Below are 26,354 nucleotides of genomic sequence, written 5' to 3' on the forward strand. Positions count from 1 at the left end.
TTTCTTCATGTATTGACGGTAGCACTTGTCAAAGGCTCGCGTTTTGCGTAATATTCGCGCCCTATTGTGAATATTTATAGCGCACTCTGAATCATCAAAAAGGTGTGCGCGGAAGCGGAGTTTTTTATGTACGCGGTTTTCCAAAGTGGTGGTAAACAACACCGAGTAAGCGAAGGTCAGACCGTTCGCCTGGAAAAGCTGGACATCGCAACTGGCGAATCTGTTGAATTCGCAGAAGTTCTGATGATCGCAAACGGTGAAGAAGTCAAAATCGGCGTTCCTTTCGTTGATGGCGGCGTTATCAAAGCTGAAGTCGTTGCTCACGGTCGTGGCGAGAAAGTTAAAATTGTTAAGTTTCGTCGTCGTAAACACTACCGTAAGCAGCAGGGCCATCGTCAGTGGTTCACTGATGTGAAAATCACTGGCATCAGCGCTTAAGTTAAGGGGAGCAGATTAAATGGCACATAAAAAGGCTGGCGGCTCGACTCGTAACGGTCGCGATTCAGAAGCTAAACGTCTGGGCGTAAAACGCTTCGGCGGTGAAACAGTTCTGGCTGGTAGCATCATCGTTCGTCAACGTGGTACTAAATTCCACGCTGGCTCCAACGTTGGTTGCGGCAAAGACCACACTCTGTTTGCTAAAGCAGACGGTAAAGTGAAATTTGAAGTGAAAGGCCCGAAAAACCGTAAATTCATCAGCATCGTTGCTGAATAAGTTTTTCGCGTCCCGGTAACGGATAAAAGCCCCGCAACACGTTGCGGGGCTTTTTACATTCGACGGCCGGTAAATACGCTCGTCGCGCCGTGACAACCCGGAAACGAGCCCTTGCAGGGAATACGGCATGAAGCAGCAGGCAGGCATTGGTATTCTGTTAGCACTCACAACGGCGGTATGTTGGGGCGCTTTGCCAATAGCAATGAAGCAAGTGCTGGAGGTGATGGAGCCTCCTACCGTGGTGTTCTACCGTTTTTTAATGGCAAGCGTTGGCCTTGGCGCTATTCTTGCGGTTAAAAAAAAGCTCCCTCCGTTGCGTATTTTTCGCAAAGCGCGTTGGCTGGTGTTGCTGGCTATCGCAACCGGTGGGCTGTTCGGTAACTTCATTCTGTTTAGTTCATCCTTGCAGTATTTGAGCCCAACGGCTTCGCAGGTTATCGGTCAGCTGTCACCGGTTGGTATGATGATCGCCAGCGTCTTTATCCTGAAAGAAAAGATGCGCGGCACGCAGGTGATTGGCGCCATTATGCTTCTGAGCGGCCTGGTCCTGTTTTTTAATACCAGTCTGATCGAAATTTTTACCCGACTCACCGATTACACCTGGGGCGTTATCTTTGGTGTCGGTGCGGCGATGGTCTGGGTGAGCTATGGGGTCGCGCAAAAGGTGTTATTGCGCCGCCTGGCATCACCGCAGATCCTGTTTTTACTGTACACTTTATGTACGATTGCGTTGTTGCCGCTGGCTAAACCCGGTGTCATCACGCAGCTCAGCGACTGGCAGCTGGCATGCCTGATATTCTGCGGCCTGAATACGCTGGTAGGATATGGCGCTCTCGCGGAAGCGATGGCGCGTTGGCAGGCGGCGCAGGTGAGCGCTCTTATCACGCTCACACCGCTGTTTACGTTGTTATTTTCAGATTTATTATCACTGGCCTGGCCCGATTTCTTCGCCAGACCGATGCTAAACCTATTAGGTTATCTCGGTGCGTTTATCGTGGTTGCGGGCGCGATGTATTCCGCCATTGGTCATCGAATTTGGGGCGGTTTACGTAAGCATGAAACGGTGGTTTCGCAACCCCGCTCAGGCGAATGATTTACGGAGAGTAAAATGAAGTTTGTTGATGAAGCATCGATTCTGGTCGTTGCAGGTGATGGCGGTAATGGTTGCGTCAGCTTCCGCCGCGAAAAGTACATCCCAAAAGGCGGTCCGGACGGTGGTGATGGTGGTGACGGTGGTGACGTTTGGCTGGAAGCCGACGAAAACCTGAACACGCTGATCGATTACCGTTTTGAAAAATCATTCCGTGCGGAACGTGGTCAGAATGGCGCGAGCCGTGATTGCACCGGTAAGCGTGGCAAAGACGTTACCATTAAAGTACCTGTTGGTACGCGTGTTATCGATCAGGGCACGGGCGAAACCATGGGCGACATGACCAAACACGGTCAGCGTCTGATGGTCGCTAAAGGTGGCTGGCACGGTCTGGGCAACACCCGTTTCAAATCCTCGGTTAACCGTACTCCGCGTCAGAAAACAATGGGTACGCCGGGTGATAAGCGCGATCTGATGCTGGAGCTGATGCTGCTGGCGGACGTGGGTATGCTGGGCATGCCAAACGCTGGGAAATCGACCTTTATCCGTGCGGTGTCCGCGGCGAAGCCGAAAGTCGCTGATTATCCGTTTACCACCCTGGTGCCGAGCCTGGGCGTGGTGCGTATGGACAACGAAAAGAGCTTCGTGGTTGCCGACATTCCGGGACTGATTGAAGGCGCGGCTGAAGGCGCAGGCCTGGGCATCCGCTTCCTGAAACACCTGGAACGTTGCCGTGTACTGCTTCACCTCATCGATATCGATCCGATTGATGGCTCTGATCCAGTTGAAAACGCCCGTATCATTATTGGCGAACTGGAAAAATACAGTCAGGATCTGGCATCTAAACCGCGCTGGTTAGTGTTCAACAAAATTGATTTGATGGACAAGGCTGAAGCGGAAGAGAAAGCGAAAGCGATCGCCGAAGCGTTGGGTTGGGAAGGTAAATATTACCTGATCTCTGCCGCCAGCCAGCTGGGCGTGAAAGATCTCTGCTGGGATGTGATGACCTTTATCATCGAGAACCCGATTGTTCAGGCTGAAGAAGCGAAACAGCCAGAGAAAGTTGAGTTCATGTGGGATGATTATCACCGCCAGCAGCTCGCTGAAGTCGAAGACGAAGCGGAAGATGACTGGGATGACGATTGGGACGAAGACGACGAAGAAGGCGTTGAGTTCATCTACAAGCGTTAATCGCATTAAAAACCCCGGCCATGTTGCCGGGGTTTTTGTTTCCAGGTCTCACTGTAGGCCGGATAAGGCACGTTAATGCCGCCATCCGGCAATCAAATTACCCATTTAGTTGTTCTGATAAATATCCTTGTACAACCGGCTCTCGAAGCGCACCAACGGAATACGGCGATTACGCTGGTCAGCCGGCTCTACCGCATAACCAGATAAATACTGCACGAATGCCATGCGTTGGCCGCTTGCCGTGGTGATGAAACCTGCGAGGTTATAAACCCCCTGCAACGAGCCTGTCTTCGCCGATACTTTGCCATCCACACCAGCCTGATGCAGACCCGCACGGTATTGCAGAGAGCCGTCGTGGCCCGCCAGCGGCAGCATAGTGATAAAGTTCAGCTCGTTATCGTGTTGAGCGATATATTGCAGCACCTGCATCATGGTCGCTGGGGCAATCAGGTTATGGCGGGAGAGGCCAGAACCGTCGGCAATAATAGTGTTGCCGATATCGACGCCTGCCTGCTGACGCAAAATCTGGCGCACGGCGTCAGAACCCGCCCGCCAGGTGCCCGGCACGTTAAATCGGGCATGACCAATCATACGGAAAACGGTATCGGCAATCATGTTGTCCGATTTTTTCAGCATAATCTTAAGCAGGTCATGTAGCGGCGCAGACTGCTTACTGGCGACCACCGTTCCTGGTTCGTTGACCAACGTCTGGCGCAGCAGTGTACCGCTGTAGGTGATACCTGCTTGTTTTAGCTCATCTTTGATAATTGCCCCGGCATAGCTGGCACCGTCCTGAATGGCGAACGCCAGCGGCAGCGGATCGGCACGTTGTGGCAGGCATCCGGTCAGCGTATAGCGGTTGAGATCGCCGGGAACTACATCCAGTTCACAATATTGCGCTTCCGCAGAACCTCGGGCGAGAGTACGCACCTGACTGAACATGGTGACCGGGTAATAAGATGCCACGCGAATAAAGGCGAGATCGTTGGGTTTTTGCGCGCTGTAGAGTGAAACTGAGAAACAGTTTCTATCGACAATAGCCGCTGCGGGCGGTGCACTAAAACACTGCGTCATGTCGTTCCAGGGCCAGCCGGGCGCTTTATCATGACTGGCAAAAATAGAGGTGTCGATCAGGACATTTCCGGCAATTTGCGTCACACCTGATTTTTTCAGGGTTGCCACCATATTGCGAATATCCTGGCGTTTTAGCGTCGGATCGGCACCAAATCGTGCCACTAAGTCACCTTTCAATACGCCGCCTTCCACGCTGCCTTTGGTCTCAAGCGTGGTGGTAAAACGAAAGTCAGGCCCGAGCTGAATCAATGCTGCCAGCGCGGTGATTACTTTCTGGGTACTGGCGGGCAGCGCCATCTGCTGGCTATGAAAATCAATCGCGGGTGCAGGTGCGCCAACCTTCTGTACCATAAGGGCGAGGTTGGCCCCGGCAGGGAGCTGATTGATATACTCGTCGACGTTCGCAGCCTGAACGCTGAACGCTATACTGGCAGTCAATCCGATGGTAAATCTGGAAAATCGCATAATCTCGCGCTAACAACCTGGAAACAGGCCGTCATACTACGGCGCAACGCCCCAAAAAGTAAACGATGACCCATAAGGAACTCCAGGGTAAAATGATCATCAAATAGAGAATTGTAGCTGACCTGGGACCTTGAGCCCCGGGTCGGTATTTTTTTGCTTCTGACTCTGGCATGACACACGCCAGGGTGGGCTTAGCAGCCGGGGTGAGAGCAACTACCCCCTACAGGAATGTTCAAGAGGTATAACAAATGCAAGCTATCCCGATGACCTTACGTGGTGCTGAAAAACTGCGCGAAGAGCTGGATTTTCTGAAATCTGTGCGCCGTCCTGAAATTATTGCCGCTATCGCTGAAGCGCGTGAGCACGGTGACCTGAAAGAGAACGCGGAGTATCACGCGGCGCGCGAACAGCAGGGTTTCTGCGAAGGACGCATTAAAGATATCGAAGCTAAACTGTCCAACGCGCAGGTAATCGACGTTACTAAAATGCCGAACAATGGCCGCGTTGTTTTCGGTGCGACGGTTACCGTTCTGAATCTCGATAACGATGAAGAGCAGACATGGCGTATTGTCGGCGATGATGAAGCCGATTTTAAACAGAACCTGATTTCAGTGAACTCGCCTATCGCTCGTGGCCTGATCGGTAAAGAGCAGGATGACGTCGTAGTTATCAAAACGCCGGGCGGCGAAGTGGAATATGAAGTGACGAAGGTAGAATACCTGTAATTCGCATCTTGGTTAAGATGTTGATACATTGTAAAGAAAGGAAAAAGGCCGCATAGCGGCCTTTTATCAACGAAGAGAGCGTGGCATTTTGCTCTCCTGCTAGCGGAAAACCCCGCGTTTTACACAAACTTCGTGTGCAACTTTGGGATATTCTTAGCGTGGCAGCGAGATTTTACGTTCTTTAGTCGGGCGATACAGTACCAGCGTTTTGCCGATGACCTGTACATTGCAGGCGCCGGTTTCGCGTACGATAGCTTCCACGATCAAGGTTTTAGTATCGCGATCTTCCGAGGCGATTTTCACCTTGATAAGTTCATGGTGCTCTAACGCTTGTTCAATCTCGGCCAGTACCCCTTCGGTCAAACCATTATTGCCAAGCATAACTACAGGCTTGAGCGGATGTGCCAGACCTTTCAGGTGCTGTTTTTGTTTAGTACTCAGATTCATCGTATATTTTTGCTTACGTTGGGATTGAAAACGGGTCATTCTACCGCCATCTCCCATATATCACCAAATAGCTGTGTAGAAATTTACACCATTGGTTACGATGAACTGCCCTTGGGAATGTGAAATGACAGGTAAAAAGCGTTCTGCCAGCTCGAGTCGCTGGCTTCAGGAACACTTTAGCGATAAATATGTTCAACAGGCGCAGAAAAAGGGGTTACGTTCCCGTGCCTGGTTTAAACTTGATGAAATACAGCAAAGTGACAAAATTTTTAAACCGGGGATGACGATAGTTGATCTCGGTGCTGCACCCGGTGGCTGGTCGCAATATGCAGTTACGCAGATCGGCAACACCGGCCGCATTATCGCTTGCGATCTTTTACCTATGGATCCAATCGTTGGTGTGGACTTCCTTCAGGGCGACTTTCGTGATGAATTAGTCCTGAAAGCGTTACTTGAACGCGTAGGTGACAGTAAAGTACAAGTTGTCATGTCTGATATGGCGCCAAATATGTGTGGAACACCGGCGGTGGATATTCCCCGGGCCATGTATCTGGTAGAGCTGGCGCTTGGAATGGCTCGTGATGTATTAGCGCCAGGTGGTAGTTTTGTAGTGAAGGTGTTCCAGGGCGAAGGCTTCGATGAGTATCTAAGAGAGATTCGCTCCCTGTTTACGAAGGTCAAAGTTCGTAAGCCGGACTCTTCTCGCGCCCGTTCGCGTGAAGTGTATATTGTAGCGACCGGGCGTAAACCATAACCGGCAGATTTCAAACGAAAGTTTGAAAGAAACTGGATATAGAGTATCCTGACGCTGTTTTTAACACAGTTGTAATATGAGGTTAATCCCTTGAGTGACATGGCGAAAAACCTAATTCTCTGGCTGGTCATTGCCGTTGTGCTGATGTCAGTATTCCAGAGCTTTGGGCCCAGCGAGTCTAATGGCCGTAAGGTTGATTACTCTACCTTCCTGCAAGAGGTCAATCAGGACCAGGTTCGTGAAGCGAAGATCAACGGACGTGAGATTAACGTTACCAAGAAAGATAGTAACCGTTACACGACCTACATCCCGGTTAACGATCCGAAGCTGCTTGATAACCTGCTGACCAAAAACGTCAAGGTTGTTGGCGAACCACCTGAAGAGCCGAGCCTGCTGGCTTCTATCTTCATTTCCTGGTTCCCAATGCTGCTGCTGATTGGTGTCTGGATCTTCTTCATGCGTCAGATGCAGGGCGGTGGTGGCAAAGGTGCCATGTCGTTCGGCAAGAGCAAAGCGCGCATGCTGACGGAAGATCAGATCAAAACGACTTTTGCTGACGTTGCGGGTTGTGACGAAGCAAAAGAAGAAGTCGCTGAGCTGGTTGAGTATCTGCGCGAACCGAGCCGTTTCCAGAAACTGGGCGGTAAAATCCCGAAAGGCGTCCTGATGGTTGGTCCTCCGGGTACGGGTAAAACCCTGCTGGCGAAAGCTATCGCAGGTGAAGCGAAGGTTCCATTCTTCACAATTTCCGGTTCTGATTTCGTGGAAATGTTCGTGGGTGTCGGTGCATCTCGTGTGCGTGACATGTTCGAACAAGCCAAGAAAGCGGCACCGTGCATCATCTTCATCGATGAAATCGACGCCGTAGGTCGCCAGCGTGGCGCAGGTCTGGGCGGTGGTCACGATGAACGTGAACAGACTCTGAACCAGATGCTGGTTGAGATGGACGGCTTCGAAGGTAACGAAGGTATTATCGTTATCGCGGCAACTAACCGTCCGGACGTTCTTGACCCTGCGCTGCTGCGTCCAGGCCGTTTCGACCGTCAGGTTGTGGTTGGTCTGCCAGACGTTCGCGGTCGTGAACAGATCCTGAAAGTGCATATGCGTCGCGTACCGCTGTCTCCGGATATCGATGCGGCAATCATTGCACGTGGCACACCTGGCTTCTCCGGTGCGGACCTCGCGAACCTGGTGAACGAAGCGGCGCTGTTTGCTGCTCGTGGCAACAAGCGCGTAGTGTCGATGGTTGAGTTCGAAAAAGCGAAAGACAAAATCATGATGGGTGCGGAACGTCGCTCCATGGTGATGACGGAAGCGCAGAAAGAATCTACCGCGTATCACGAAGCTGGCCACGCGATTATCGGTCGCCTGGTACCGGAACACGATCCGGTGCACAAAGTAACGATTATCCCGCGCGGTCGTGCGCTGGGTGTGACCTTCTTCCTGCCTGAAGGCGACGCAATCAGCGCCAGCCGTCAGAAACTGGAAAGTCAGATCTCCACACTGTACGGTGGCCGTCTGGCGGAAGAGATCATCTACGGTGCTGAACATGTTTCTACCGGTGCGTCGAACGACATTAAAGTCGCGACTAATCTGGCGCGTAACATGGTTACTCAGTGGGGCTTCTCCGATAAACTCGGTCCGTTGCTGTACGCTGAAGAAGAAGGCGAAGTGTTCCTGGGACGTTCTGTGGCGAAAGCGAAACACATGTCCGATGAAACCGCTCGCATTATCGATCAGGAAGTTAAGCTGCTGATTGAGCGTAACTATGACCGTGCACGTCGTTTGCTGAACGAAAACATGGACATTCTGCACTCAATGAAAGATGCGCTCATGAAATATGAGACCATCGATGCGCCGCAGATTGACGATCTAATGGCTCGCCGCGACGTACGTCCGCCAGCGGGTTGGGAAGAACCGGGTTCTTCTAACAACAACTCTGGTAGCACCGGTAAGCCGAGTGCACCGCGTCCGGTTGATGAACCGCGTGCGCCGGACTCTGGCACTATGTCAGAGCAACTGGGCGACAAATAAGTTATCGTTGATGATGACCGTGTTTTAATTGAAAACCCTGGGGCTTGCTCCGGGGTTTTTCTTATCTGCATATTCAAGATTTTACCAGGGATAAAACTATGAAACTCTTTGCTCAGGGTTCTTCACTGGATCTCAGCCATCCGCACGTCATGGGGATTTTGAACGTTACGCCAGACTCATTTTCCGATGGTGGAGCGCACAACTCTCTGGTTGAAGCGGTGAAACACGCAAACCTGATGATTAACGCCGGGGCGACTATCATTGATGTGGGCGGTGAGTCCACGCGTCCGGGCGCGGCTGATGTGAGTGTGGAAGAAGAGTTGCAGCGAGTGATCCCAGTGGTCGAGGCGATTGCTCAGCGTTTTGAAGTGTGGATTTCGGTCGATACCTCAAAACCCGAAGTGATTCGCGAATGCGCCAGAGTTGGCGCGCATATCATCAATGATATTCGCTCACTCTCGGAGCCTGGAGCGCTGGAAGCCGCAGCGGAGACCGGATTACCGGTTTGCCTGATGCATATGCAGGGGCAGCCGAAAACCATGCAGGAAGCGCCAAAGTATGAGGATGTTTTTGCTGAGGTAAACCATTACTTTGTTGAGCAAATAGCACGTTGCGAGCGGGCTGGAATCACAAAAGATAAATTGTTGCTCGACCCCGGATTCGGATTCGGTAAAAATCTCACTCACAACTACACATTACTGGCACGTTTGTCTGAGTTTCATCATTTTAATCTGCCATTGCTGGTTGGGATGTCACGAAAATCAATGGTTGGCCAGTTACTGAATGTGGGGCCATCTGAACGCCTGAGCGGTAGCCTTGCGTGCGCGGTGATTGCCGCAATGCAGGGGGCGCAGATCGTTCGTGTCCATGACGTCAAAGAAACCGTAGAAGCGATGCGTGTGGTGGAAGCCACATTGTCTGCAAAGGAAAAAAAACGCTATGAGTAATCGTAAATATTTTGGCACTGATGGGATCCGCGGTCGCGTAGGCGATGCCCCAATTACTCCTGACTTTGTGCTCAAGCTGGGCTGGGCTGCAGGGAAAGTGCTTGCTCGTCATGGTTCACGTAAAATTATTATCGGTAAAGATACGCGTATTTCCGGCTATATGCTGGAGTCTGCGCTGGAAGCGGGCCTGGCTGCCGCCGGACTCTCAGCCTCATTCACAGGGCCAATGCCAACACCCGCCGTTGCGTATCTGACGCGCGCCTTCCGTGCTGAGGCCGGGATTGTTATCTCCGCTTCGCACAACCCGTACTATGACAACGGGATTAAATTCTTCTCTACCGACGGGACTAAACTGCCAGATGCAGTGGAAGAAGCCATTGAAGCCGAGATGGAAAAAGCGATCACCTGCGTGGATTCCGCTGAACTGGGTAAAGCCACGCGTATCGTTGATGCTGCCGGTCGTTATATCGAGTTTTGCAAAGGCACCTTCCCGAACGAACTGAGCCTGAATGAACTTAAAATTGTGGTGGATTGCGCTAACGGTGCGACGTACCACATTGCGCCAAATGTACTGCGTGAACTGGGTGCAAACGTGATTGCCATTGGCTGTGAGCCAAACGGTGTGAATATCAATGAAGAAGTCGGCGCCACCGACGTCCGTGCTCTGCAGGCGCGCGTGATTGCGGAAAAAGCCGATCTGGGTATTGCGCTGGATGGCGATGGCGACCGTGTCATTATGGTTGACCACGAAGGTAATAAGGTCGATGGCGATCAGATCATGTACATCATCGCCCGTGAAGCCCTGCGTCAGGGTCAGCTGCGCGGTGGCGCGGTAGGTACGCTGATGAGCAACATGGGCCTCGAGCTGGCGCTGAAACAGCTGGGTATTCCGTTTGCCCGTGCAAAAGTTGGCGACCGCTATGTGCTGGAAAAAATGCAGGAAAAAGGCTGGCGTATCGGTGCCGAAAACTCAGGTCATGTGATCCTGCTGGACAAAACCACCACTGGTGACGGTATCGTGGCGGGTCTGCAGGTGCTGGCGGCGATGGTACGCAACCATATGAGCTTGCACGACCTGTGCAGCGGCATGAAAATGTTCCCACAGCTGCTGGTTAACGTACGATACACAGCAGGTAGCGGCGATCCACTGGAACATGAAAACGTGAAAGCGGTGATGGCGGAAGTGGAAGCGGCGCTGGGTAACCGTGGACGCGTCCTGCTGCGTAAGTCTGGTACCGAACCGTTAATTCGTGTGATGGTTGAAGGTGAAGACGAAGCGCAGGTGACTGAATTCGCCCACCGTATTGCCGATGCTGTGAAAGCGGCGTAATTCCGAAGAAAGTGAAAGCCGGAGTCTGAGACTCCGGCTTTTTTTTACTGTACGGCAAGCTGCTGTTTACGTCGGCGCTGCCAGAAGTAACCACCGACCATCAGTAGCACAAGGACTGCCAGCCACGGCAGAACCGCCAGCAGATGCCCAGACCGGGCAAAGGTTAACGCAATCATCAGTAGCCAACCGCCCAGCATCGGAATCGCGGTACGCTTAACAATATCCACAGGCGAGACACCTGCAATCCCTGCGATAGCAATGATTACGCCGGCGATGGGCGATAGTGTACGACCAATACCCGCCGAGATCTGGATAGGCAACATCATGACAGCGATATCGCTACCGATATGACGGCTGATGTCCGGCACCATGGGTGCGAAGGAGAAAAATGCCGCATTCCCGGAGCCCATCAGCGCTGAAATTGCGAAGGTGATCAGGGTCATCAGCAGGATAATAGAGGCGGCGCTGAGGCCAAATTCACCGGAAAGTGACAACAGTGCGTCAACGGCACCAATGGCTTTCAGTCCGGCGGAAAAGACTTCACCGGCGATAATCAGTGTCACGACGGTGGCAAAAACGCTGCCCATGCTGTCGAAAACCTTTTGTACGCCAGCCATCACCTCGCGCGCCTTGCGATGACGGCAGTACTCACAAACCAGCGTAATAGCGAGGCTTATCAGTACGGCGGTATCCAGCGTGATCTTGAGAGAGCTGAATACTAAATCGCTGCACACCAGCATCAATACCAGCGGCAGCATGGGCAGAAACAGCCAGGCGATAGGTGCGTCGGCTTCATCAGTCGCCGTTAATGTCTGCATTTGCTGAGCTGCATTGTCGCCACTTTCCCGACGGTCAAAAAAGCGTTGCACAACAATATGCAGTAGGGCGATGAAAAGAATGACGGGCACAACGATCGGCAACTGATCCTGCACGAAATAGTTCACGACCTCGATGCCTGCGGTTTTGGCGGCGAGAACAGAGTTGCCGGAGCCGGGGCCAAACTCAACCGCACAGGTACTGGCGATAACGGCGGCAACCGCGGCGCGGCTACAGCCAAGACGGGTAAGCAGCGGGTAAAGCGTCGCCATCAGCAGCAGACCCAATCCGGTGGCGCTGCTGATAAACAGCGACAGGAATTGACCCAATAGCAGTGCCAGCCCCAGCAGCAGATATGGCGAGTTCAGCCGTTGCAAAGGACGAGACGTCACCCGAACCAGTACCTGGCTTGCGCCAATGGCCGACATATAAGTGGCAAAACCACCAATCAGCATAATTTGCAGACCGAGGCCGCCGAGACGCACGCTCAGGGTATCGCGAATAAACTCAAAGGCGTCAAAGGGGCCAAATCCGGTGCTCTTTTTCACCAGGCCACTGAGTGAGGTCATTCCGCTAAAATGCGCGATAAGCAACAGCACAATCCCGGTCAATAACAGTACCGACTGGGGGTGATATTTTTTGAGGATCAGACGTCCGGCAAAAATGATGGCGATTAGCGCCAGTAGCAATGACATTCTTGCCCCCTTACTCGAAGTTGCCGGTAACCAGGCACTCGCCATCCCGCAGCAACGGTTTACCCGCGGCAAACAGATGGGCCAGCGAGAGGTCATCATTGAGTACACAGATATCGGCACGTTCCCCGGCGCAGAGCACGCCCCCGGAAATACCCAGCGAGCGCGCAACGTTTGCCGTCAGCATCGCGATGGCCTGTGGCACCGGAATCCCGACATCAATCAGGCGAGGAAGCAGGTTAAGATTGCCTGCGACCGGTGCCGCGCTTAAACCTTCAACGATACCCTGAGCGTTAAAGCGCGGAACGCTGCCATTGCCGTCAGAACTGATCGTGATGCGCTCCGCCGGAACCTGTGCGTCGAGTGCGTGGAGAATCGCTTGCTCCTGAGGCATAAAACGACTGCCACCGGACGTAATATCGATATGGCCGCCGCGATGGGCGAAAGCAATCGCCTGTTCGAACAAGGGTTCAGTTCTCGCAACATGCGTCGGTGAAATATGGTGAATCGGAATACCCGCATCACACAGCTCAATAAGTTGCGACATCCCTTCCGGCAGATTCCCCAGGTGCACATGCAGCAAGCCTTTTTTCCCAGCCAGCAGGGAAGCGACGCGAATATCGCTCACTATCCTCAGCAACTCCTGGAAAGAGGGGTAAGAACCGCGGTGATCGGCGAGGGCGATTTTTACACCAAGAATTGCCGGAATGAAGGCCATATCATCGCGGATGGATCGCGTAATAGTTGGGCTGGGAACGGCGTAGGCTCCCGTGTGCATAAACGCGCGTAATCCCTCAAGGTTGAGAGACTGCATTTTAGCGTAGAGATCTTTGGGGGAACGAGAAATGGCATCGGTGCCTAACACGCCAACCACCGTGGTAATACCTGCCTGAATCAGATCGCGCAGCTTGACGGCGGGCGTCCGACTGGCAAATCCGGCTTCACCACCGCCACCGGTGAGATGAACATGCTGATCGATGATACCAGGGATAACCCATTTACCCCGACAATCGATGACCTCGTTGATGCCATCAAACAATGAAATATCTTTTTCTACCGCCACAATTCGGTCGGCATGAATGAGCAGGGAGCAGAGGCCTAAATCCTCAGGAGAAAAAACACGGGCATTGGTCAATAAAGTAAACATAGCGGTCCTGTCAAACGTCGAGGGTGAGAGTCGGCAGGTGAAACGAAATATTGTTGTTATGATGCCCACCATAAAGCCATTACTATAACTATGACTATTACCGATTTGTTATTGGAGGATGCGGTTATGGCATGGCGGAGAGCACAACGTGGATTGTAAGTGGCTGGAAGATTTTCTGGCCTTGAGCCAGCATGGAAACTACTCTCAGGCCGCTGCGCAGCGGCATATTACTCAACCTGCGTTGAGTCGGCGTATAAAGGCGCTGGAAGAGGTGCTGGGCGTACCTTTGTTTGACCGGACAACGACCCCTGTCACGCTGACGCGCTATGGTGAACGCTTTGAACCTTATGCCCGGCACGTTCTCAGCACGTTAACAGAGGCACGCCATGAGCTGTCGGCGATGACGCCAGCAACGGATAACACGCTGGTGATGGTCAGCCTGCATACGCTGTCGGTGAATATCCTGCCGGATATGATCAACTACCTGCGACAGAGTGAGCCGCAGTTAAACTTTACGGTAAACGCCAGTATCCAGGGGATAGACAACCACTTCAATGCCCTGATGAACCGGCAAATTGATTTACTGGTAACCTACGATTTACCGTCTGCCCAGCCGGGGCTGGAGATCGCCGGAGGGTTAAAACGTTCACTATGGCGGTATGAGCGATTTATACCGGTTATTTCCGCCCAGTTGGCTGATGCGCTTAATGATCCGCATGCTCCGATTCCGTGGCTATGCTATAGCGACTACACCTTTGTCAGACGTATTATTGAGTCGGCAGAACAACGCGTCCGCCCACGGCTAAAAAAAGTATTTGAGAGTGGTTTAAGCGAAACGATACGAGAAATGGTACTGCGCCATATGGGAATGGCCTGGTTACCTGAATCGATGGTGGCGGAAGAGTTGGTGAATCAGCAAATTATTCACTGCTGGCCAGAAAATACAGACCTGATTTGTGAAATCCCCGTTGTGGTATGGGCGAATCTTGAAGATCAACGTGCCGTTATGCAGAGATGCTGGGAGAAGTTGCTGCGTTTTTGATTGATATGGCGATTTTTTCCGCAGTTGATACAATGCTAACAAATTGCCCTTGCGAAGGTTATTCGCTTTGGTTAGTATTCACACCCGCTTCAGTGGGAAACAGTAAATATTCCCGCTTTAATGGTCGAAGCATTGTACGCGGCAACTCCGCAAGGAACAGGTTGATTATGCACGAAGCTCTTTTAGTAGTTTTCCTTATTGTGGCAATTGGCCTGGTAGGCTTGATCATGCTGCAGCAAGGCAAAGGCGCTGATATGGGAGCCTCTTTTGGCGCAGGCGCTTCTGGTACTCTGTTTGGTTCAAGTGGTTCTGGTAACTTCATGACCCGTATGACAGCTGTATTGGGAACCTTGTTCTTCATCATCAGTCTGGTGCTGGGTAACATGAACAGCAATAAGACCAATAAAGGAAGTGAGTGGGAAAATCTGAGCGCACCGGCGAAAACCGAGCAAACTCAGCCAGCTGCTCCGGCTCAGCCGACCAGCGATATCCCACGCTAAGTATTCTGTACCGAGGTGGTGGAATTGGTAGACACGCTACCTTGAGGTGGTAGTGCCCTAACGGGCTTGTGGGTTCGAGTCCCATCCTCGGTACCAAATTCCAAAAAAAAGACGCTGCAAAGCGTCTTTTTTTTCGTCTGTTATTTATGGCTATCCTGTAGGTCGGATAAGGCGTTAACACCTTATCCGACATTATTACAACGCCTGATGGCGCTACGCTTATCAGGCCTACAGACACCTTATATTTCGCGCATAAAAAAGGCCGCTTTCGCGGCCTTAAGATAGTGAATCTTTACTTCGCCTTATTTTCCAGATTCTCAACCTGCGGCAGGCCGGTTGCGGAAGAGGCGGTCAACAGACCGGCTTTCGCGTAGCCGAACAGCTTCTCGCGGGTATCGGTGATGTCCAGATTACGCATGGTCAACTGGCCGATACGATCGTCAGGTGAGAATACTGACTCGCCTTTCTCCATGGTCAGACGCTCAGCCTTATAAGTCAGGTTGTCGGACACGGTATTGAGGATCGAGTAGTCGTTGCCGCGGCGCAGTTCCAGCGTGACTTCGCCGGTAATCTGGCTGGCGACCCAACGCTGCAGACCGTCACGCAGCATCAATGCCTGCGAGTCGAACCAACGGCCCTGATACAGCAGTTTGCCCAACTGACGACCATGAGAGTGATATTGCTCAATGGTGTCTTCGTTATGGATACCGGTCAGCAGACGCTCGTAGGCGATGTGCAGCAATGCCATCCCCGGGGCTTCGTAGATGCCACGGCTCTTCGCTTCAATGATACGGTTTTCAATCTGATCGCTCATACCCAGACCGTGACGGCCGCCGATACGGTTGGCTTCCAGCATCATCTCAACGTCGTCGCTGAAGGTTTTACCGTTCAGAGCAACCGGATGACCCTGTTCAAAACGCACGGTCACTTCTTCTGCCGGGATCTTCACGCTCTCATCCCAGAACTTCACGCCCATAATCGGGTTGACGATTTTGACGCTGGAATTCAGGAATTCCAGATCTTTTGCTTCGTGAGTCGCACCGAGCATATTGGAGTCTGTTGAGTACGCTTTCTCAACGGACATTTTGTAGTCGAAACCACAGGCAATCATAAATTCGGACATCTCATGGCGACCACCGAGTTCATCGATAAAATCGGTATCCAGCCATGGTTTGTAAATCTGCAGTTCGGCGTTGGTCAGCAGACCGTAACGATAGAAACGTTCAATATCGTTACCTTTATAGGTGCTACCGTCGCCCCAGATGTTTACACCATCTTCTTTCATGGCGGCAACCAGCATGGTGCCGGTCACGGCACGGCCCAGCGGGGTGGTATTGAAATAGGTCAGTCCGCCGGTGGTGTTGTGGAATGCACCGCACTGAATGGCAGCGATCCCTTCGGCAACCAGCTGCTTACGGCAATCTACCAGGCGAGCATTCTCAGCACCATATTCCATTGCACGGCGAGGAATGGCGTCATAGTCATCCTCATCCGGCTGGCCCAAATTCGCAGTATATGCATATGGGACAGCCCCTTTTTGTCGCATCCACAGCAGTGCTGCACTGGTGTCCAGGCCGCCGGAAAAAGCGATACCAATACGTTGACCTACCGGGAGATGCTTGAGAATCGTCGTCATAAAATAAAACCCTGCTTGATAGACTGGTGAAGAGGTTGGCTTATTATGTTAATTGCATTTTTATGCAAAATAAATGAGTTTTCATTTAATCATCTTTTCTGGATGACAGGAAGAGTTTAGTGATAATTTCGTTAAATAACGGCGTGGGCGGCATATTTATCTTGCTGGGCTAGCGCTGGGCAGCATTCATTGATTTGCATAGTCGTAACAAGGTTGACATAACGCATAGTGAATCAATATACTGTGCGCAGATTTTACGTCCCGTCTCGGTACCAAATCCCAGCAGTATTTGCATTTTTTACCCAAAACGAGTAAAATTTGCCACGTTTCAGGCGCGGGGTGGAGCAGCCTGGTAGCTCGTCGGGCTCATAACCCGAAGGTCGTCGGTTCAAATCCGGCCCCCGCAACCACTTTCCCTTAGAGTTCTTTTTCAAATATACTGTGAAGACTTAGGCCTTCGTAGCTGGATTTGAAAAAAATTCTTTCGGAAGGTTCTCCGAACCGCAGGTGCGGTTATAGGGTTCAGTTATCTAAAGCCCCGATTTATCGGGGTTTTTTGTTATCTGACTACAGAATAACTGGGCTTTAGGCCCTTTTTTTATGTCTTGGGGGTGGGCTTGTCCACATTAGAGCAAAAATTAACAGAGATGATTACAGCGCCAGTTGAAGCCCTGGGCTACGAACTGGTCGGCATCGAATTTATTCGTGGTCGCACATCCACACTGCGCATCTATATTGATAGTGAAGATGGCATCAATGTTGATGATTGTGCTGATGTGAGCCATCAGGTAAGCGCCGTGATGGATGTCGAAGACCCAATCACCGTTGCCTATAACCTGGAAGTCTCCTCTCCGGGTCTCGACCGTCCTCTGTTCACAGCTGAACACTACGTGCGTTTCCTGGGTGAAGAAGTCACGCTGGTTCTTCGTATGGCGGTACAAAACCGTCGTAAATGGCAGGGCGTTATCAAAGCGGTGGACGGTGAGATGATCACGGTCACAGTCGAAGGCAAAGATGAAGTGTTCGCGCTGAGTAATATCCAGAAGGCGAACCTGGTTCCCCACTTTTAACAGTCTGGATTGAGGTGAAAAGCCCGCGATGAACAAAGAAATTTTGGCTGTTGTTGAAGCCGTATCCAACGAAAAAGCGCTGCCACGCGAGAAAATTTTTGAAGCGCTGGAAAGTGCGCTGGCTACAGCAACAAAGAAAAAATATGAGCAAGAGATCGACGTTCGCGTAGAAATCGATCGTAAAAGCGGTGATTTCGATACCTTCCGTCGTTGGGTAATCGTAGAAGAAGTTACTCAGCCGACCAAAGAAATTACGCTGGAAGCGGCACGCTTCGAAGACGAAAGTCTGAACGTGGGCGAATATGTTGAAGATCAGATTGAATCTGTCACCTTTGACCGTATCACTACCCAGACCGCGAAGCAGGTTATCGTACAGAAAGTACGTGAAGCTGAACGCGCAATGGTTGTTGATCAGTTCCGCGAACATGAAGGCGAAATCGTCACCGGTGTGGTGAAGAAAGTAAACCGCGACAACATTTCACTGGATCTGGGCAGCAATGCTGAAGCTGTGATCCTGCGTGAAGACATGCTGCCGCGTGAAAACTTCCGCCCTGGTGACCGTATTCGTGGCGTTCTGTACTCAGTTCGCCCGGAAGCGCGCGGTGCACAGCTGTTCGTAACCCGTTCCAAGCCGGAAATGCTGATTGAGCTGTTCCGCATTGAAGTGCCGGAAATCGGCGAAGAAGTTATCGAAATTAAAGCGGCTGCTCGCGATCCGGGATCGCGTGCGAAAATCGCCGTTAAGACCAACGACAAGCGTATTGATCCGGTCGGCGCCTGTGTTGGTATGCGCGGTGCGCGCGTTCAGGCGGTTTCTACCGAACTGGGCGGCGAGCGTATCGATATCGTCCTGTGGGATGATAACCCGGCGCAGTTCGTGATTAACGCAATGGCACCAGCAGACGTCGCTTCTATCGTGGTGGATGAAGACAAACACACCATGGATATCGCGGTTGAAGCCGGTAACCTGGCTCAGGCGATTGGACGTAATGGTCAGAACGTCCGCCTGGCTTCACAACTGAGCGGTTGGGAACTCAACGTGATGACCGTTGATGACCTGCAAGCGAAGCATCAGGCTGAAGCACATGCAGCCATCGATACCTTCACCAAATATCTCGATATCGATGAAGATTTCGCGACCGTTCTGGTGGAAGAAGGTTTTGCGACGCTGGAAGAACTGGCCTACGTGCCAATGAAAGAACTGCTGGAAATTGACGGCCTGGATGAACAGACCGTTGAAGCGCTGCGCGAGCGTGCTAAAAACGCACTGACCACTCTGGCACTGGCCCAGGAAGAAAGCCTCGGTGATAACAAACCGGCTGACGATCTGCTGAATCTGGAAGGATTGGATCGTGAGATGGCCTTCAAACTGGCGGCCCGTGGTGTTTGTACGCTGGAAGATCTCGCTGAACAGGGCATTGATGATCTGGCTGATATCGAAGGGTTGACCGACGAAAAAGCCGGTGAGCTGATTATGGCTGCCCGTAATATTTGCTGGTTCGGCGACGAAGCGTAATAAACTGTAGCAGGAAGGAACAGTATGACAGATGTAACCGTAAAAACGCTGGCTGCAGAGATACAGACTTCCGTAGATCGCCTGGTACAGCAATTTGCTGATGCCGGTATCCCGAAGTCTGCTGACGACTCTGTGTCCGCACAAGAGAAACAAACCTTACTGGCGCATTTGAACCGTGAAAACGGCTCAGCGCCGGATAAGTTGACATTGCAGCGTAAAACGCGCAGTACTCTCAATATTCCAGGTACCGGTGGAAAAAGCAAATCGGTACAAATCGAAGTCCGCAAGACACGCACCTTTGTGAAACGCGATCCGCAAGAGGCTGAACGCCTTGCCGCGGAAGAGCAGGCGCAGCGTGAAGCGGAAGAGCAAGCCCGTCGTGAGGCAGAAGAAGCTGCCAAACGCGAGGCGCAACAAAAAGCCGAACGTGAGGCCGCAGAACAAGCTAAGCGTGAAGCCGCTGATAAAGCGAAACGTGAAGCTGCGGAAAAAGACAAAGTGAGCAATCAACAGACCGACGATATGACTAAAACCGCCCAGGCCGAAAAAGCCCGCCGTGAAAATGAAGCCGCAGAACTGAAGCGTAAAGCGGAAGAAGAAGCACGTCGCAAGCTTGAAGAAGAAGCGCGCCGCGTAGCGGAAGAAGCTCGCCGTATGGCGGAAGAAAACGAGAAAAATGGTGTGAATAACGCTGAACCTGTCGAAGACACCAGTGATTATCACGTCACCACCTCTCAGCATGCTCGCCAGGCTGAAGACGAGAACGATCGTGAAGTTGAAGGCGGTCGTGGTCGTACTCGCAGCACTAAAGCAGCGCGTCCGGCGAAGAAAGGTAACAAACACGCTGAATCTAAAGCTGACCGTGAAGAAGCACGTGCAGCGGTTCGCGGCGGTAAAGGCGGTAAGCAGCGTAAAGGTTCCGCTCTGCAGCAGGGCTTCCAGAAGCCAGCTCAGGCCGTTAACCGTGACGTTGTGATCGGCGAAACCATCACCGTTGGCGATCTGGCGAACAAGATGGCGGTCAAAGGCTCTCAGGTCATCAAAGCAATGATGAAACTGGGCGCAATGGCGACCATCAACCAGGTCATCGACCAGGAAACCGCACAACTGGTTGCCGAAGAGATGGGCCACAAAGTTATCCTGCGTCGTGAAAACGAACTGGAAGAAGCAGTAATGAGCGACCGTGACACCGGCGCTGCGGCTGAACCGCGCGCACCGGTAGTGACCATCATGGGTCACGTTGACCACGGTAAAACGTCTCTGCTGGACTACATTCGTTCAACGAAAGTGGCCTCTGGCGAAGCGGGCGGCATTACTCAGCACATCGGTGCGTACCACGTTGAAACTGACAACGGTATGATCACCTTCCTGGACACCCCGGGTCACGCCGCGTTTACCTCCATGCGTGCTCGTGGTGCTCAGGCGACGGATATCGTTGTTCTGGTTGTTGCAGCAGACGACGGCGTGATGCCGCAGACTATCGAAGCTATCCAGCACGCGAAAGCGGCAGGTGTGCCGGTAGTTGTTGCAGTCAACAAAATCGATAAACCGGAAGCGGATCCAGATCGCGTTAAAAACGAACTGTCCCAGTACGGCATCATGCCGGAAGAGTGGGGCGGCGAGAGCCAGTTCGTTCACGTTTCTGCGAAAGCGGGCACCGGTATCGACGAACTGCTGGATGCTATCCTGCTGCAAGCCGAAGTACTGGAACTGAAAGCTGTGCGTAAAGGTATGGCGAGCGGTGCGGTTATCGAATCCTTCCTGGATAAAGGTCGTGGCCCGGTTGCTACCGTCCTGGTTCGCGAAGGTACCCTGAACAAGGGCGATATCGTTCTGTGTGGTTTCGAATACGGCCGCGTTCGTGCGATGCGTAACGAACTGGGTCAGGAAGTACTGGAAGCAGGTCCGTCCATTCCGGTGGAAATCCTCGGTCTGTCCGGTGTTCCGGCTGCGGGTGACGAAGTTACTGTTGTTCGTGACGAGAAGAAAGCGCGTGAAGTTGCACTGTACCGTCAGGGCAAATTCCGTGAAGTTAAACTGGCTCGTCAGCAGAAATCTAAACTTGAGAACATGTTCGCCAACATGACCGAAGGCGAAGTTCACGAAGTGAACATCGTGCTGAAGGCTGACGTACAGGGTTCTGTAGAAGCGATTTCCGACTCTTTACTGAAACTGTCTACCGACGAAGTAAAAGTGAAGATCATCGGTTCTGGCGTAGGTGGTATCACCGAAACCGACGCGACCCTGGCTGCGGCATCCAACGCGATTCTGGTTGGCTTCAACGTACGTGCTGATGCCTCTGCACGTAAAGTTATCGAATCAGAAAGCCTGGATCTGCGTTACTACTCCGTCATCTATCATCTGATCGACGAAGTGAAAGCAGCGATGAGCGGCATGCTGTCTCCGGAACTGAAACAGCAGATCATTGGTCTGGCTGAAGTTCGTGATGTGTTCAAATCACCGAAATTCGGCGCTATCGCAGGCTGTATGGTTACCGAAGGCACGATTAAACGTCACAACCCAATCCGCGTACTGCGCGACAACGTGGTTATCTATGAAGGCGAGCTGGAATCCCTGCGCCGCTTCAAAGATGACGTCAACGAAGTCCGTAACGGTATGGAATGTGGTATCGGCGTTAAGAACTACAACGACGTTCGCGTTGGCGATATGATCGAAGTGTTCGAGATCATCGAGATCAAACGTACAATTGCTTAAGGTTGTTCGGGTGTAGGCCGGATAAGGCGTTTACGCCGACATCCGGCAATGTAATGCCTGATGGCGCTACGCTTATCAGGCCTACAGCCTAATCACCGAATTATTTTCAAAAGGGGCTGAATGCCCCTTTTTTGTCTGGAGAATTTATTATGGCGAAAGAATTTGGTCGCCCGCAGCGTGTCGCGCAGGAGATGCAGAAAGAAATCGCACTCATCCTGCAACGCGAAATCAAAGACCCGCGTGTTGGCATGATGACCACCGTATCGGGTGTTGAGATGTCCCGTGATCTGGCATATGCCAAAGTATTCGTGACTTTCCTCAACGATCAGGACGAAGCTGCCGTGAAAAACGGCATTAAGGCACTGCAGGAAGCCTCTGGTTTTATCCGCTCTCTGCTGGGTAAAGCAATGCGTCTGCGTATCGTGCCTGAGCTGACCTTCTTCTACGACAACTCGTTGGTTGAAGGGATGCGCATGTCCAACCTGGTGACCAGCGTGGTGAAACATGACGATGAGCGTCGTGTGAACCCAGCGGACGACAGCAAGGAGGACTGATGAGTCGTCCTCGTCGTCGTGGTCGCGATATTCATGGTGTCCTGCTGCTGGATAAGCCGCAGGGCATGTCCAGCAATGACGTGCTGCAAAAAGTAAAGCGCATCTACAATGCCAACCGCGCGGGACATACCGGCGCGTTGGATCCGCTGGCGACAGGCATGCTGCCTATCTGCCTTGGTGAAGCGACAAAGTTTTCACAGTATTTGCTGGATTCTGACAAACGCTATCGCGTGGTTGCCCGTCTGGGCCAGCGTACTGACACTTCCGATGCCGATGGGCAGATCGTACAGGAGCGTCCGGTAACCTTCACCGCAGAACAACTGGCGAGCGCGCTGGAGACTTTCCGCGGCGATATCGAGCAGATTCCGTCGATGTATTCGGCGCTGAAGTATCAGGGTAAGAAGCTGTACGAATATGCGCGTCAGGGCATTGAAGTGCCGCGTGAAGCGCGCCCGATTACCGTCTATGAGCTGCTGTTTATCCGTCATGAAGGTAACGAACTGGAGCTGGAAGTTCACTGCTCCAAAGGCACCTATATTCGTACCATCGTTGACGATCTCGGTGAGAAGCTGGGCTGCGGCGCGCACGTAACGTATCTGCGTCGTCTGACGGTCAGCAAGTATCCGGTGGATCGTATGGTCACACTGGAACACCTGCGTGAGCTGGTTGAACAGGCAGAACAGCAGAACATTCCGGCGGCTCAGTTGCTTGATCCTTTGCTGATGCCAATGGACAGTCCGGCATCGGACTATCCTGTTGTTAATTTGCCTTTAACATCGTCGGTTTACTTTAAAAATGGTAATCCGGTACGGACGACAGGCGCCCCGCTGGAAGGGCTGGTACGCGTGACGGAAGGCGATGACGACAAGTTTATTGGCATGGGGGAGATGGACGATGAAGGTCGTGTCGCCCCCCGCCGCCTGGTGGTTGAGTATCCTGCATAGCGCTCTCTGTCTTGCGATAAAAGGGCGCTGCGAGTAGAATACTGCCGCTTAACGTCGCGTGAATTGTTTAACAATCCGCGTGGCGTATACACAAAATCATTCGAGCTGCATCAAGGCGGCAAGTCTGAGGATCCTCAGGAGCTTACTTAGGTAAGTGACTGAGGTGAGCGGACGCAGCCAACGCAGAGTCAGTTTGAAGGATAAAGTGTATACACTGGGATAGCTGAATTAGAGATCGGCATCCTTTCATTCTTATCACTTTGGAGTTTTAAAATGTCTCTAAGTACTGAAGCTACCGCTAAAATCGTTTCTGAGTTTGGTCGTGATGCAAACGACACCGGTTCTACCGATGTTCAGGTTGCTCTGTTGACTGCACAGATTAACCACCTGCAGGGCCACTTTGCAGAGCACAAAAAAGATCACCACAGCCGTCGTGGTCTGCTGCGCATGGTTTCTCAGCGTCGTAAACTGCTCGACTACCTGAAACGTAAAGATGTTGCACGTTACACCGCGCTGATCGAGCGTCTGGGCCTGCGTCGCTAATTCTTTCGAGTTTCAGAAAGAGGGGGCCTTCATGGCCCCTTTTTTCCAGCAGATGGCAGCAATTCGCTGGAAACTAATGTATTGTTGCTATGAATGATCTTCCGTTGCAGAGGTTCGCGCGGCTAATGAGAGGCTTTACTCATGCTTATGGGTTAGGGTTGTCATTAGTCGCGAGGATGCGCAGAAGATCGGGTATTAACGATGGCGCAAAAATGTGCCGTCAAAAAATAGAGAAAGGATATTATTTTGCTTAATCCGATCGTTCGTAAATTCCAGTACGGTCAGCATACCGTTACGCTGGAAACCGGCATGATGGCGCGTCAGGCGACTGCCGCTGTTATGGTTAGCATGGATGACACCGCGGTATTCGTTACCGTTGTTGGTCAGAAAAAAGCGAAACCAGGCCAGGACTTTTTCCCGCTGACCGTTAACTATCAGGAGCGTACCTACGCTGCTGGCCGTATCCCGGGTAGCTTCTTCCGTCGTGAAGGCCGTCCGAGCGAAGGCGAAACTCTGATCGCGCGTCTGATTGACCGCCCGGTTCGCCCGCTGTTCCCGGAAGGCTTCGTTAACGAAGTTCAGGTTATCGCGACCGTTGTTTCCGTTAACCCGCAGGTTAACCCGGACATCGTGGCAATGATTGGTGCATCTGCTGCGCTGACTCTGTCTGGTATCCCATTCAACGGCCCGATCGGTGCTGCACGTGTTGGTTACATCAATGACCAGTACGTACTGAACCCGACTCAGGACGAACTGAAAGAAAGCAAGCTGGACCTGGTTGTTGCAGGTACTGAAGCAGCCGTACTGATGGTTGAATCCGAAGCTGAACTGCTGAGCGAAGATCAGATGCTGGGCGCTGTTGTGTTCGGTCACGAACAGCAGCAGGTTGTGATTCAGGCGATCAACGAGCTGGCGAAAGAAGCTGGCAAACCGCGTTGGGACTGGCAGCCAGAAGCCGTCAACGAAGCGCTGAATGCACGCGTTGCCGCACTGGCGGAAGCTCGCCTGAGCGATGCTTACCGTATCACTGACAAACAAGAGCGTTATGCTCAGGTTGACGTGATCAAATCTGAAACCATCGCGACTCTGGTGGCTGAAGACGAAACCCTGGACGCTAACGAACTGGGTGAAATCCTGCACGCTATCGAGAAAAACGTTGTTCGTAGCCGCGTACTGGCAGGCGAGCCGCGCATCGATGGCCGTGAAAAAGACATGATCCGTGGCCTGGACGTGCGTACTGGCGTTCTGCCGCGTACCCACGGTTCCGCACTGTTCACCCGTGGCGAAACTCAGGCGCTGGTTACTGCGACCCTGGGCACCACGCGTGATGCGCAGAACCTCGACGAACTGATGGGCGAGCGTACTGACAACTTCCTGTTCCACTACAACTTCCCTCCGTACTGCGTAGGTGAAACCGGTATGGTCGGTTCTCCGAAGCGTCGTGAGATTGGTCATGGTCGTCTGGCTAAGCGTGGCGTACTGGCAGTAATGCCGGAACTGGATAAATTCCCGTACACCGTGCGTGTGGTTTCTGAAATCACCGAATCTAACGGTTCTTCTTCCATGGCTTCCGTATGTGGTGCTTCCCTGGCGCTGATGGACGCAGGCGTGCCGATCAAAGCAGCCGTTGCGGGTATCGCGATGGGTCTGGTGAAAGAAGGCGACAACTTTGTTGTTCTGTCTGACATTCTGGGCGACGAAGACCACCTGGGCGATATGGACTTCAAAGTGGCGGGTTCCCGCGACGGTATCTCTGCACTGCAGATGGATATCAAAATTGAAGGTATCACCAAAGAAATCATGCAGGTTGCTCTGAACCAGGCTAAAGGTGCGCGTCTGCACATCCTGGGTGTGATGGAACAAGCGATCAACGCTCCGCGTGGCGATATTTCTCAGTTCGCTCCGCGTATCCACACTATCAAGATCAGCCCGGACAAGATCAAAGACGTTATCGGTAAAGGCGGTTCTGTTATCCGTGCTCTGACCGAAGAAACCGGCACCACCATTGAAATCGAAGATGATGGCACCGTGAAGATTGCTGCGACCGACGGTGAGAAAGCGAAATATGCTATCCGTCGTATCGAAGAGATCACCGCAGAGATCGAAGTAGGCCGTATCTACAATGGTAAAGTGACCCGTATCGTTGACTTTGGCGCATTCGTTGCCATCGGTGGCGGTAAAGAAGGTCTGGTACACATCTCTCAGATCGCTGATAAGCGCGTTGAGAAAGTGACCGACTACCTGCAGATGGGCCAGGAAGTACCGGTCAAAGTTCTGGAAGTTGATCGCCAGGGCCGTGTGCGTCTGAGCATTAAAGAAGCAACTGAGCAGTCTCAGCCTGCAGGCGAACCGGAAGCTCCGGCAAGCCAGGGCGAGTAAGGTTGCCATTGCCCTCCGTGAAAGCGGA

The 26,354-nt window shown here is 52.3% G+C and carries 23 protein-coding genes and 2 tRNA genes; 20 read left to right on the forward strand and 5 right to left on the reverse strand.

The window, feature by feature from the left end; translation table 11 throughout:
* Window positions 1–126: 126 nt before the first annotated feature.
* The 4 genes from rplU to cgtA all read left to right on the forward strand — a co-directional run bounded on the left by rplU (window position 127) and on the right by cgtA (window position 2,996).
* Window positions 127–438, forward strand: a complete 312-nt coding sequence (rplU, locus tag OGX96_RS03900; protein ID WP_003025032.1) for a 50S ribosomal protein L21 — start codon at window positions 127–129, stop codon at window positions 436–438.
* A gap of 19 nt (window positions 439–457) precedes the next feature.
* Window positions 458–715, forward strand: coding sequence for a 50S ribosomal protein L27 (gene rpmA / locus OGX96_RS03905; RefSeq protein ID WP_003025030.1), 258 nt, complete (start codon window positions 458–460; stop codon window positions 713–715).
* A 127-nt stretch (window positions 716–842) separates the two neighbouring features.
* Window positions 843–1,808 carry a DMT family transporter gene (locus OGX96_RS03910; protein WP_008785922.1) on the forward strand — a complete coding sequence of 322 codons (966 nt, stop codon included), beginning with the start codon at window positions 843–845 and terminating at the stop codon, window positions 1,806–1,808.
* Between the two features lie 15 nt (window positions 1,809–1,823).
* Window positions 1,824–2,996, forward strand: coding sequence for an Obg family GTPase CgtA (gene cgtA, locus OGX96_RS03915; protein WP_003828732.1), 1,173 nt, complete (start codon window positions 1,824–1,826; stop codon window positions 2,994–2,996).
* 105 nt (window positions 2,997–3,101) lie between these two features.
* Here the strand turns inward: cgtA and dacB are convergent, their stop codons facing one another.
* Window positions 3,102–4,535, reverse strand: coding sequence for a serine-type D-Ala-D-Ala carboxypeptidase (gene dacB, locus OGX96_RS03920; RefSeq protein ID WP_032945109.1), 1,434 nt, complete (start codon window positions 4,533–4,535; stop codon window positions 3,102–3,104).
* Between the two features lie 248 nt (window positions 4,536–4,783).
* On the opposite strand from dacB, the gene greA reads away from it, so the two are divergent.
* On the forward strand, window positions 4,784–5,260 hold the full coding sequence (gene greA / locus OGX96_RS03925; protein ID WP_003025019.1) for a transcription elongation factor GreA: 477 nt from the start codon (window positions 4,784–4,786) through the stop codon (window positions 5,258–5,260).
* A 153-nt stretch (window positions 5,261–5,413) separates the two neighbouring features.
* On the opposite strand, the gene yhbY is transcribed toward greA, so the two are convergent.
* On the reverse strand, window positions 5,414–5,707 hold the full coding sequence (gene yhbY, locus OGX96_RS03930) for a ribosome assembly RNA-binding protein YhbY (protein ID WP_003025016.1): 294 nt from the start codon (window positions 5,705–5,707) through the stop codon (window positions 5,414–5,416).
* A 124-nt stretch (window positions 5,708–5,831) separates the two neighbouring features.
* Between yhbY and rlmE the strand changes: the two genes are divergently transcribed.
* The 4 genes from rlmE (at window position 5,832) to glmM (ending at window position 10,772) form a co-directional block, all read left to right on the forward strand.
* Window positions 5,832–6,461 carry a 23S rRNA (uridine(2552)-2'-O)-methyltransferase RlmE gene (rlmE, locus tag OGX96_RS03935; RefSeq protein WP_003025015.1) on the forward strand — a complete coding sequence of 210 codons (630 nt, stop codon included), beginning with the start codon at window positions 5,832–5,834 and terminating at the stop codon, window positions 6,459–6,461.
* A gap of 99 nt (window positions 6,462–6,560) precedes the next feature.
* On the forward strand, window positions 6,561–8,495 hold the full coding sequence (gene ftsH, locus OGX96_RS03940) for an ATP-dependent zinc metalloprotease FtsH (RefSeq protein ID WP_003025013.1): 1,935 nt from the start codon (window positions 6,561–6,563) through the stop codon (window positions 8,493–8,495).
* Window positions 8,496–8,593: 98 nt separating this feature from the next.
* Window positions 8,594–9,442: a dihydropteroate synthase gene (gene folP / locus OGX96_RS03945; RefSeq protein ID WP_020996352.1), complete on the forward strand. Its 849-nt coding sequence runs from the start codon at window positions 8,594–8,596 to the stop codon at window positions 9,440–9,442.
* On the forward strand, window positions 9,435–10,772 hold the full coding sequence (gene glmM, locus OGX96_RS03950; RefSeq protein WP_008785919.1) for a phosphoglucosamine mutase: 1,338 nt from the start codon (window positions 9,435–9,437) through the stop codon (window positions 10,770–10,772). The genes folP and glmM overlap by 8 nt, the downstream gene beginning before the upstream one ends.
* 44 nt (window positions 10,773–10,816) lie before the next feature.
* On the opposite strand, the gene dcuC is transcribed toward glmM, so the two are convergent.
* Together dcuC and iadA are read right to left on the reverse strand one after the other, a co-directional pair.
* Complete coding sequence (gene dcuC, locus OGX96_RS03955; protein WP_048215463.1) at window positions 10,817–12,283, reverse strand: C4-dicarboxylate transporter DcuC; 1,467 nt, start codon at window positions 12,281–12,283, stop codon at window positions 10,817–10,819.
* A gap of 10 nt (window positions 12,284–12,293) precedes the next feature.
* Window positions 12,294–13,427: a beta-aspartyl-peptidase gene (gene iadA / locus OGX96_RS03960; RefSeq protein WP_198801734.1), complete on the reverse strand. Its 1,134-nt coding sequence runs from the start codon at window positions 13,425–13,427 to the stop codon at window positions 12,294–12,296.
* Window positions 13,428–13,575: 148 nt separating this feature from the next.
* Between iadA and OGX96_RS03965 the strand changes: the two genes are divergently transcribed.
* The 3 genes from OGX96_RS03965 to OGX96_RS03975 all read left to right on the forward strand — a co-directional run bounded on the left by OGX96_RS03965 (window position 13,576) and on the right by OGX96_RS03975 (window position 15,065).
* On the forward strand, window positions 13,576–14,469 hold the full coding sequence (locus OGX96_RS03965; RefSeq protein WP_008785916.1) for a LysR family transcriptional regulator: 894 nt from the start codon (window positions 13,576–13,578) through the stop codon (window positions 14,467–14,469).
* Between the two features lie 167 nt (window positions 14,470–14,636).
* Window positions 14,637–14,969, forward strand: a complete 333-nt coding sequence (secG, locus tag OGX96_RS03970; protein WP_003025000.1) for a preprotein translocase subunit SecG — start codon at window positions 14,637–14,639, stop codon at window positions 14,967–14,969.
* 9 nt (window positions 14,970–14,978) lie between these two features.
* Window positions 14,979–15,065, forward strand: a tRNA-Leu gene (locus OGX96_RS03975).
* A 196-nt stretch (window positions 15,066–15,261) separates the two neighbouring features.
* On the opposite strand, the gene argG is transcribed toward OGX96_RS03975, so the two are convergent.
* A complete protein-coding gene (gene argG / locus OGX96_RS03980; RefSeq protein WP_267438712.1) occupies window positions 15,262–16,605 on the reverse strand; it encodes an argininosuccinate synthase in 1,344 nt (447 codons plus the stop codon).
* Between the two features lie 333 nt (window positions 16,606–16,938).
* Between argG and OGX96_RS03985 the strand changes: the two genes are divergently transcribed.
* From OGX96_RS03985 to pnp, 8 genes are all read left to right on the forward strand, one after another.
* Window positions 16,939–17,015: transfer RNA gene (locus tag OGX96_RS03985), tRNA-Met, on the forward strand.
* Window positions 17,016–17,222: 207 nt separating this feature from the next.
* Window positions 17,223–17,675, forward strand: coding sequence for a ribosome maturation factor RimP (gene rimP / locus OGX96_RS03990; protein ID WP_003024996.1), 453 nt, complete (start codon window positions 17,223–17,225; stop codon window positions 17,673–17,675).
* A 28-nt stretch (window positions 17,676–17,703) separates the two neighbouring features.
* Window positions 17,704–19,191, forward strand: a complete 1,488-nt coding sequence (nusA, locus tag OGX96_RS03995) for a transcription termination factor NusA (protein ID WP_003024992.1) — start codon at window positions 17,704–17,706, stop codon at window positions 19,189–19,191.
* Between the two features lie 24 nt (window positions 19,192–19,215).
* A complete protein-coding gene (gene infB / locus OGX96_RS04000) occupies window positions 19,216–21,906 on the forward strand; it encodes a translation initiation factor IF-2 (RefSeq protein WP_003828710.1) in 2,691 nt (896 codons plus the stop codon).
* 149 nt (window positions 21,907–22,055) lie between these two features.
* Window positions 22,056–22,460: a 30S ribosome-binding factor RbfA gene (gene rbfA / locus OGX96_RS04005; RefSeq protein WP_003024988.1), complete on the forward strand. Its 405-nt coding sequence runs from the start codon at window positions 22,056–22,058 to the stop codon at window positions 22,458–22,460.
* A complete protein-coding gene (gene truB, locus OGX96_RS04010) occupies window positions 22,460–23,404 on the forward strand; it encodes a tRNA pseudouridine(55) synthase TruB (RefSeq protein ID WP_048225707.1) in 945 nt (314 codons plus the stop codon). The genes rbfA and truB overlap by 1 nt, the downstream gene beginning before the upstream one ends.
* A 273-nt stretch (window positions 23,405–23,677) precedes the next feature.
* Window positions 23,678–23,947, forward strand: a complete 270-nt coding sequence (rpsO, locus tag OGX96_RS04015) for a 30S ribosomal protein S15 (protein ID WP_000059465.1) — start codon at window positions 23,678–23,680, stop codon at window positions 23,945–23,947.
* A 246-nt stretch (window positions 23,948–24,193) separates the two neighbouring features.
* Window positions 24,194–26,326 (forward strand): polyribonucleotide nucleotidyltransferase, encoded by a 2,133-nt coding sequence (gene pnp, locus OGX96_RS04020; protein ID WP_008785911.1) that lies wholly within the window; start codon window positions 24,194–24,196, stop codon window positions 26,324–26,326.
* The last annotated feature ends 28 nt before the right edge of the window (window positions 26,327–26,354 follow it).

Source organism: Citrobacter sp. Cpo100 (genome assembly GCF_030332595.1).
Classification (GTDB): Bacteria; Pseudomonadota; Gammaproteobacteria; order Enterobacterales; family Enterobacteriaceae; genus Citrobacter; species Citrobacter portucalensis.

Bases quoted from the DNA above. Each gene is read 5' to 3' on its own strand.
- rplU (WP_003025032.1), top strand. From the start codon at position 127: ATGTACGCGGTTTTCCAAAGTGGTGGTAAACAACACCGAGTAAGCGAA.
- rpmA (WP_003025030.1), top strand. From the start codon at position 458: ATGGCACATAAAAAGGCTGGCGGCTCGACTCGTAACGGTCGCGATTCA.
- OGX96_RS03910 (WP_008785922.1), top strand. From the start codon at position 843: ATGAAGCAGCAGGCAGGCATTGGTATTCTGTTAGCACTCACAACGGCG.
- cgtA (WP_003828732.1), top strand. From the start codon at position 1,824: ATGAAGTTTGTTGATGAAGCATCGATTCTGGTCGTTGCAGGTGATGGC.
- dacB (WP_032945109.1), bottom strand. From the start codon at position 4,535: ATGCGATTTTCCAGATTTACCATCGGATTGACTGCCAGTATAGCGTTC.
- greA (WP_003025019.1), top strand. From the start codon at position 4,784: ATGCAAGCTATCCCGATGACCTTACGTGGTGCTGAAAAACTGCGCGAA.
- yhbY (WP_003025016.1), bottom strand. From the start codon at position 5,707: ATGAATCTGAGTACTAAACAAAAACAGCACCTGAAAGGTCTGGCACAT.
- rlmE (WP_003025015.1), top strand. From the start codon at position 5,832: ATGACAGGTAAAAAGCGTTCTGCCAGCTCGAGTCGCTGGCTTCAGGAA.
- ftsH (WP_003025013.1), top strand. From the start codon at position 6,561: ATGGCGAAAAACCTAATTCTCTGGCTGGTCATTGCCGTTGTGCTGATG.
- folP (WP_020996352.1), top strand. From the start codon at position 8,594: ATGAAACTCTTTGCTCAGGGTTCTTCACTGGATCTCAGCCATCCGCAC.
- glmM (WP_008785919.1), top strand. From the start codon at position 9,435: ATGAGTAATCGTAAATATTTTGGCACTGATGGGATCCGCGGTCGCGTA.
- dcuC (WP_048215463.1), bottom strand. From the start codon at position 12,283: ATGTCATTGCTACTGGCGCTAATCGCCATCATTTTTGCCGGACGTCTG.
- iadA (WP_198801734.1), bottom strand. From the start codon at position 13,427: ATGTTTACTTTATTGACCAATGCCCGTGTTTTTTCTCCTGAGGATTTA.
- secG (WP_003025000.1), top strand. From the start codon at position 14,637: ATGCACGAAGCTCTTTTAGTAGTTTTCCTTATTGTGGCAATTGGCCTG.
- argG (WP_267438712.1), bottom strand. From the start codon at position 16,605: ATGACGACGATTCTCAAGCATCTCCCGGTAGGTCAACGTATTGGTATC.
- nusA (WP_003024992.1), top strand. From the start codon at position 17,704: ATGAACAAAGAAATTTTGGCTGTTGTTGAAGCCGTATCCAACGAAAAA.
- infB (WP_003828710.1), top strand. From the start codon at position 19,216: ATGACAGATGTAACCGTAAAAACGCTGGCTGCAGAGATACAGACTTCC.
- rbfA (WP_003024988.1), top strand. From the start codon at position 22,056: ATGGCGAAAGAATTTGGTCGCCCGCAGCGTGTCGCGCAGGAGATGCAG.
- truB (WP_048225707.1), top strand. From the start codon at position 22,460: ATGAGTCGTCCTCGTCGTCGTGGTCGCGATATTCATGGTGTCCTGCTG.
- rpsO (WP_000059465.1), top strand. From the start codon at position 23,678: ATGTCTCTAAGTACTGAAGCTACCGCTAAAATCGTTTCTGAGTTTGGT.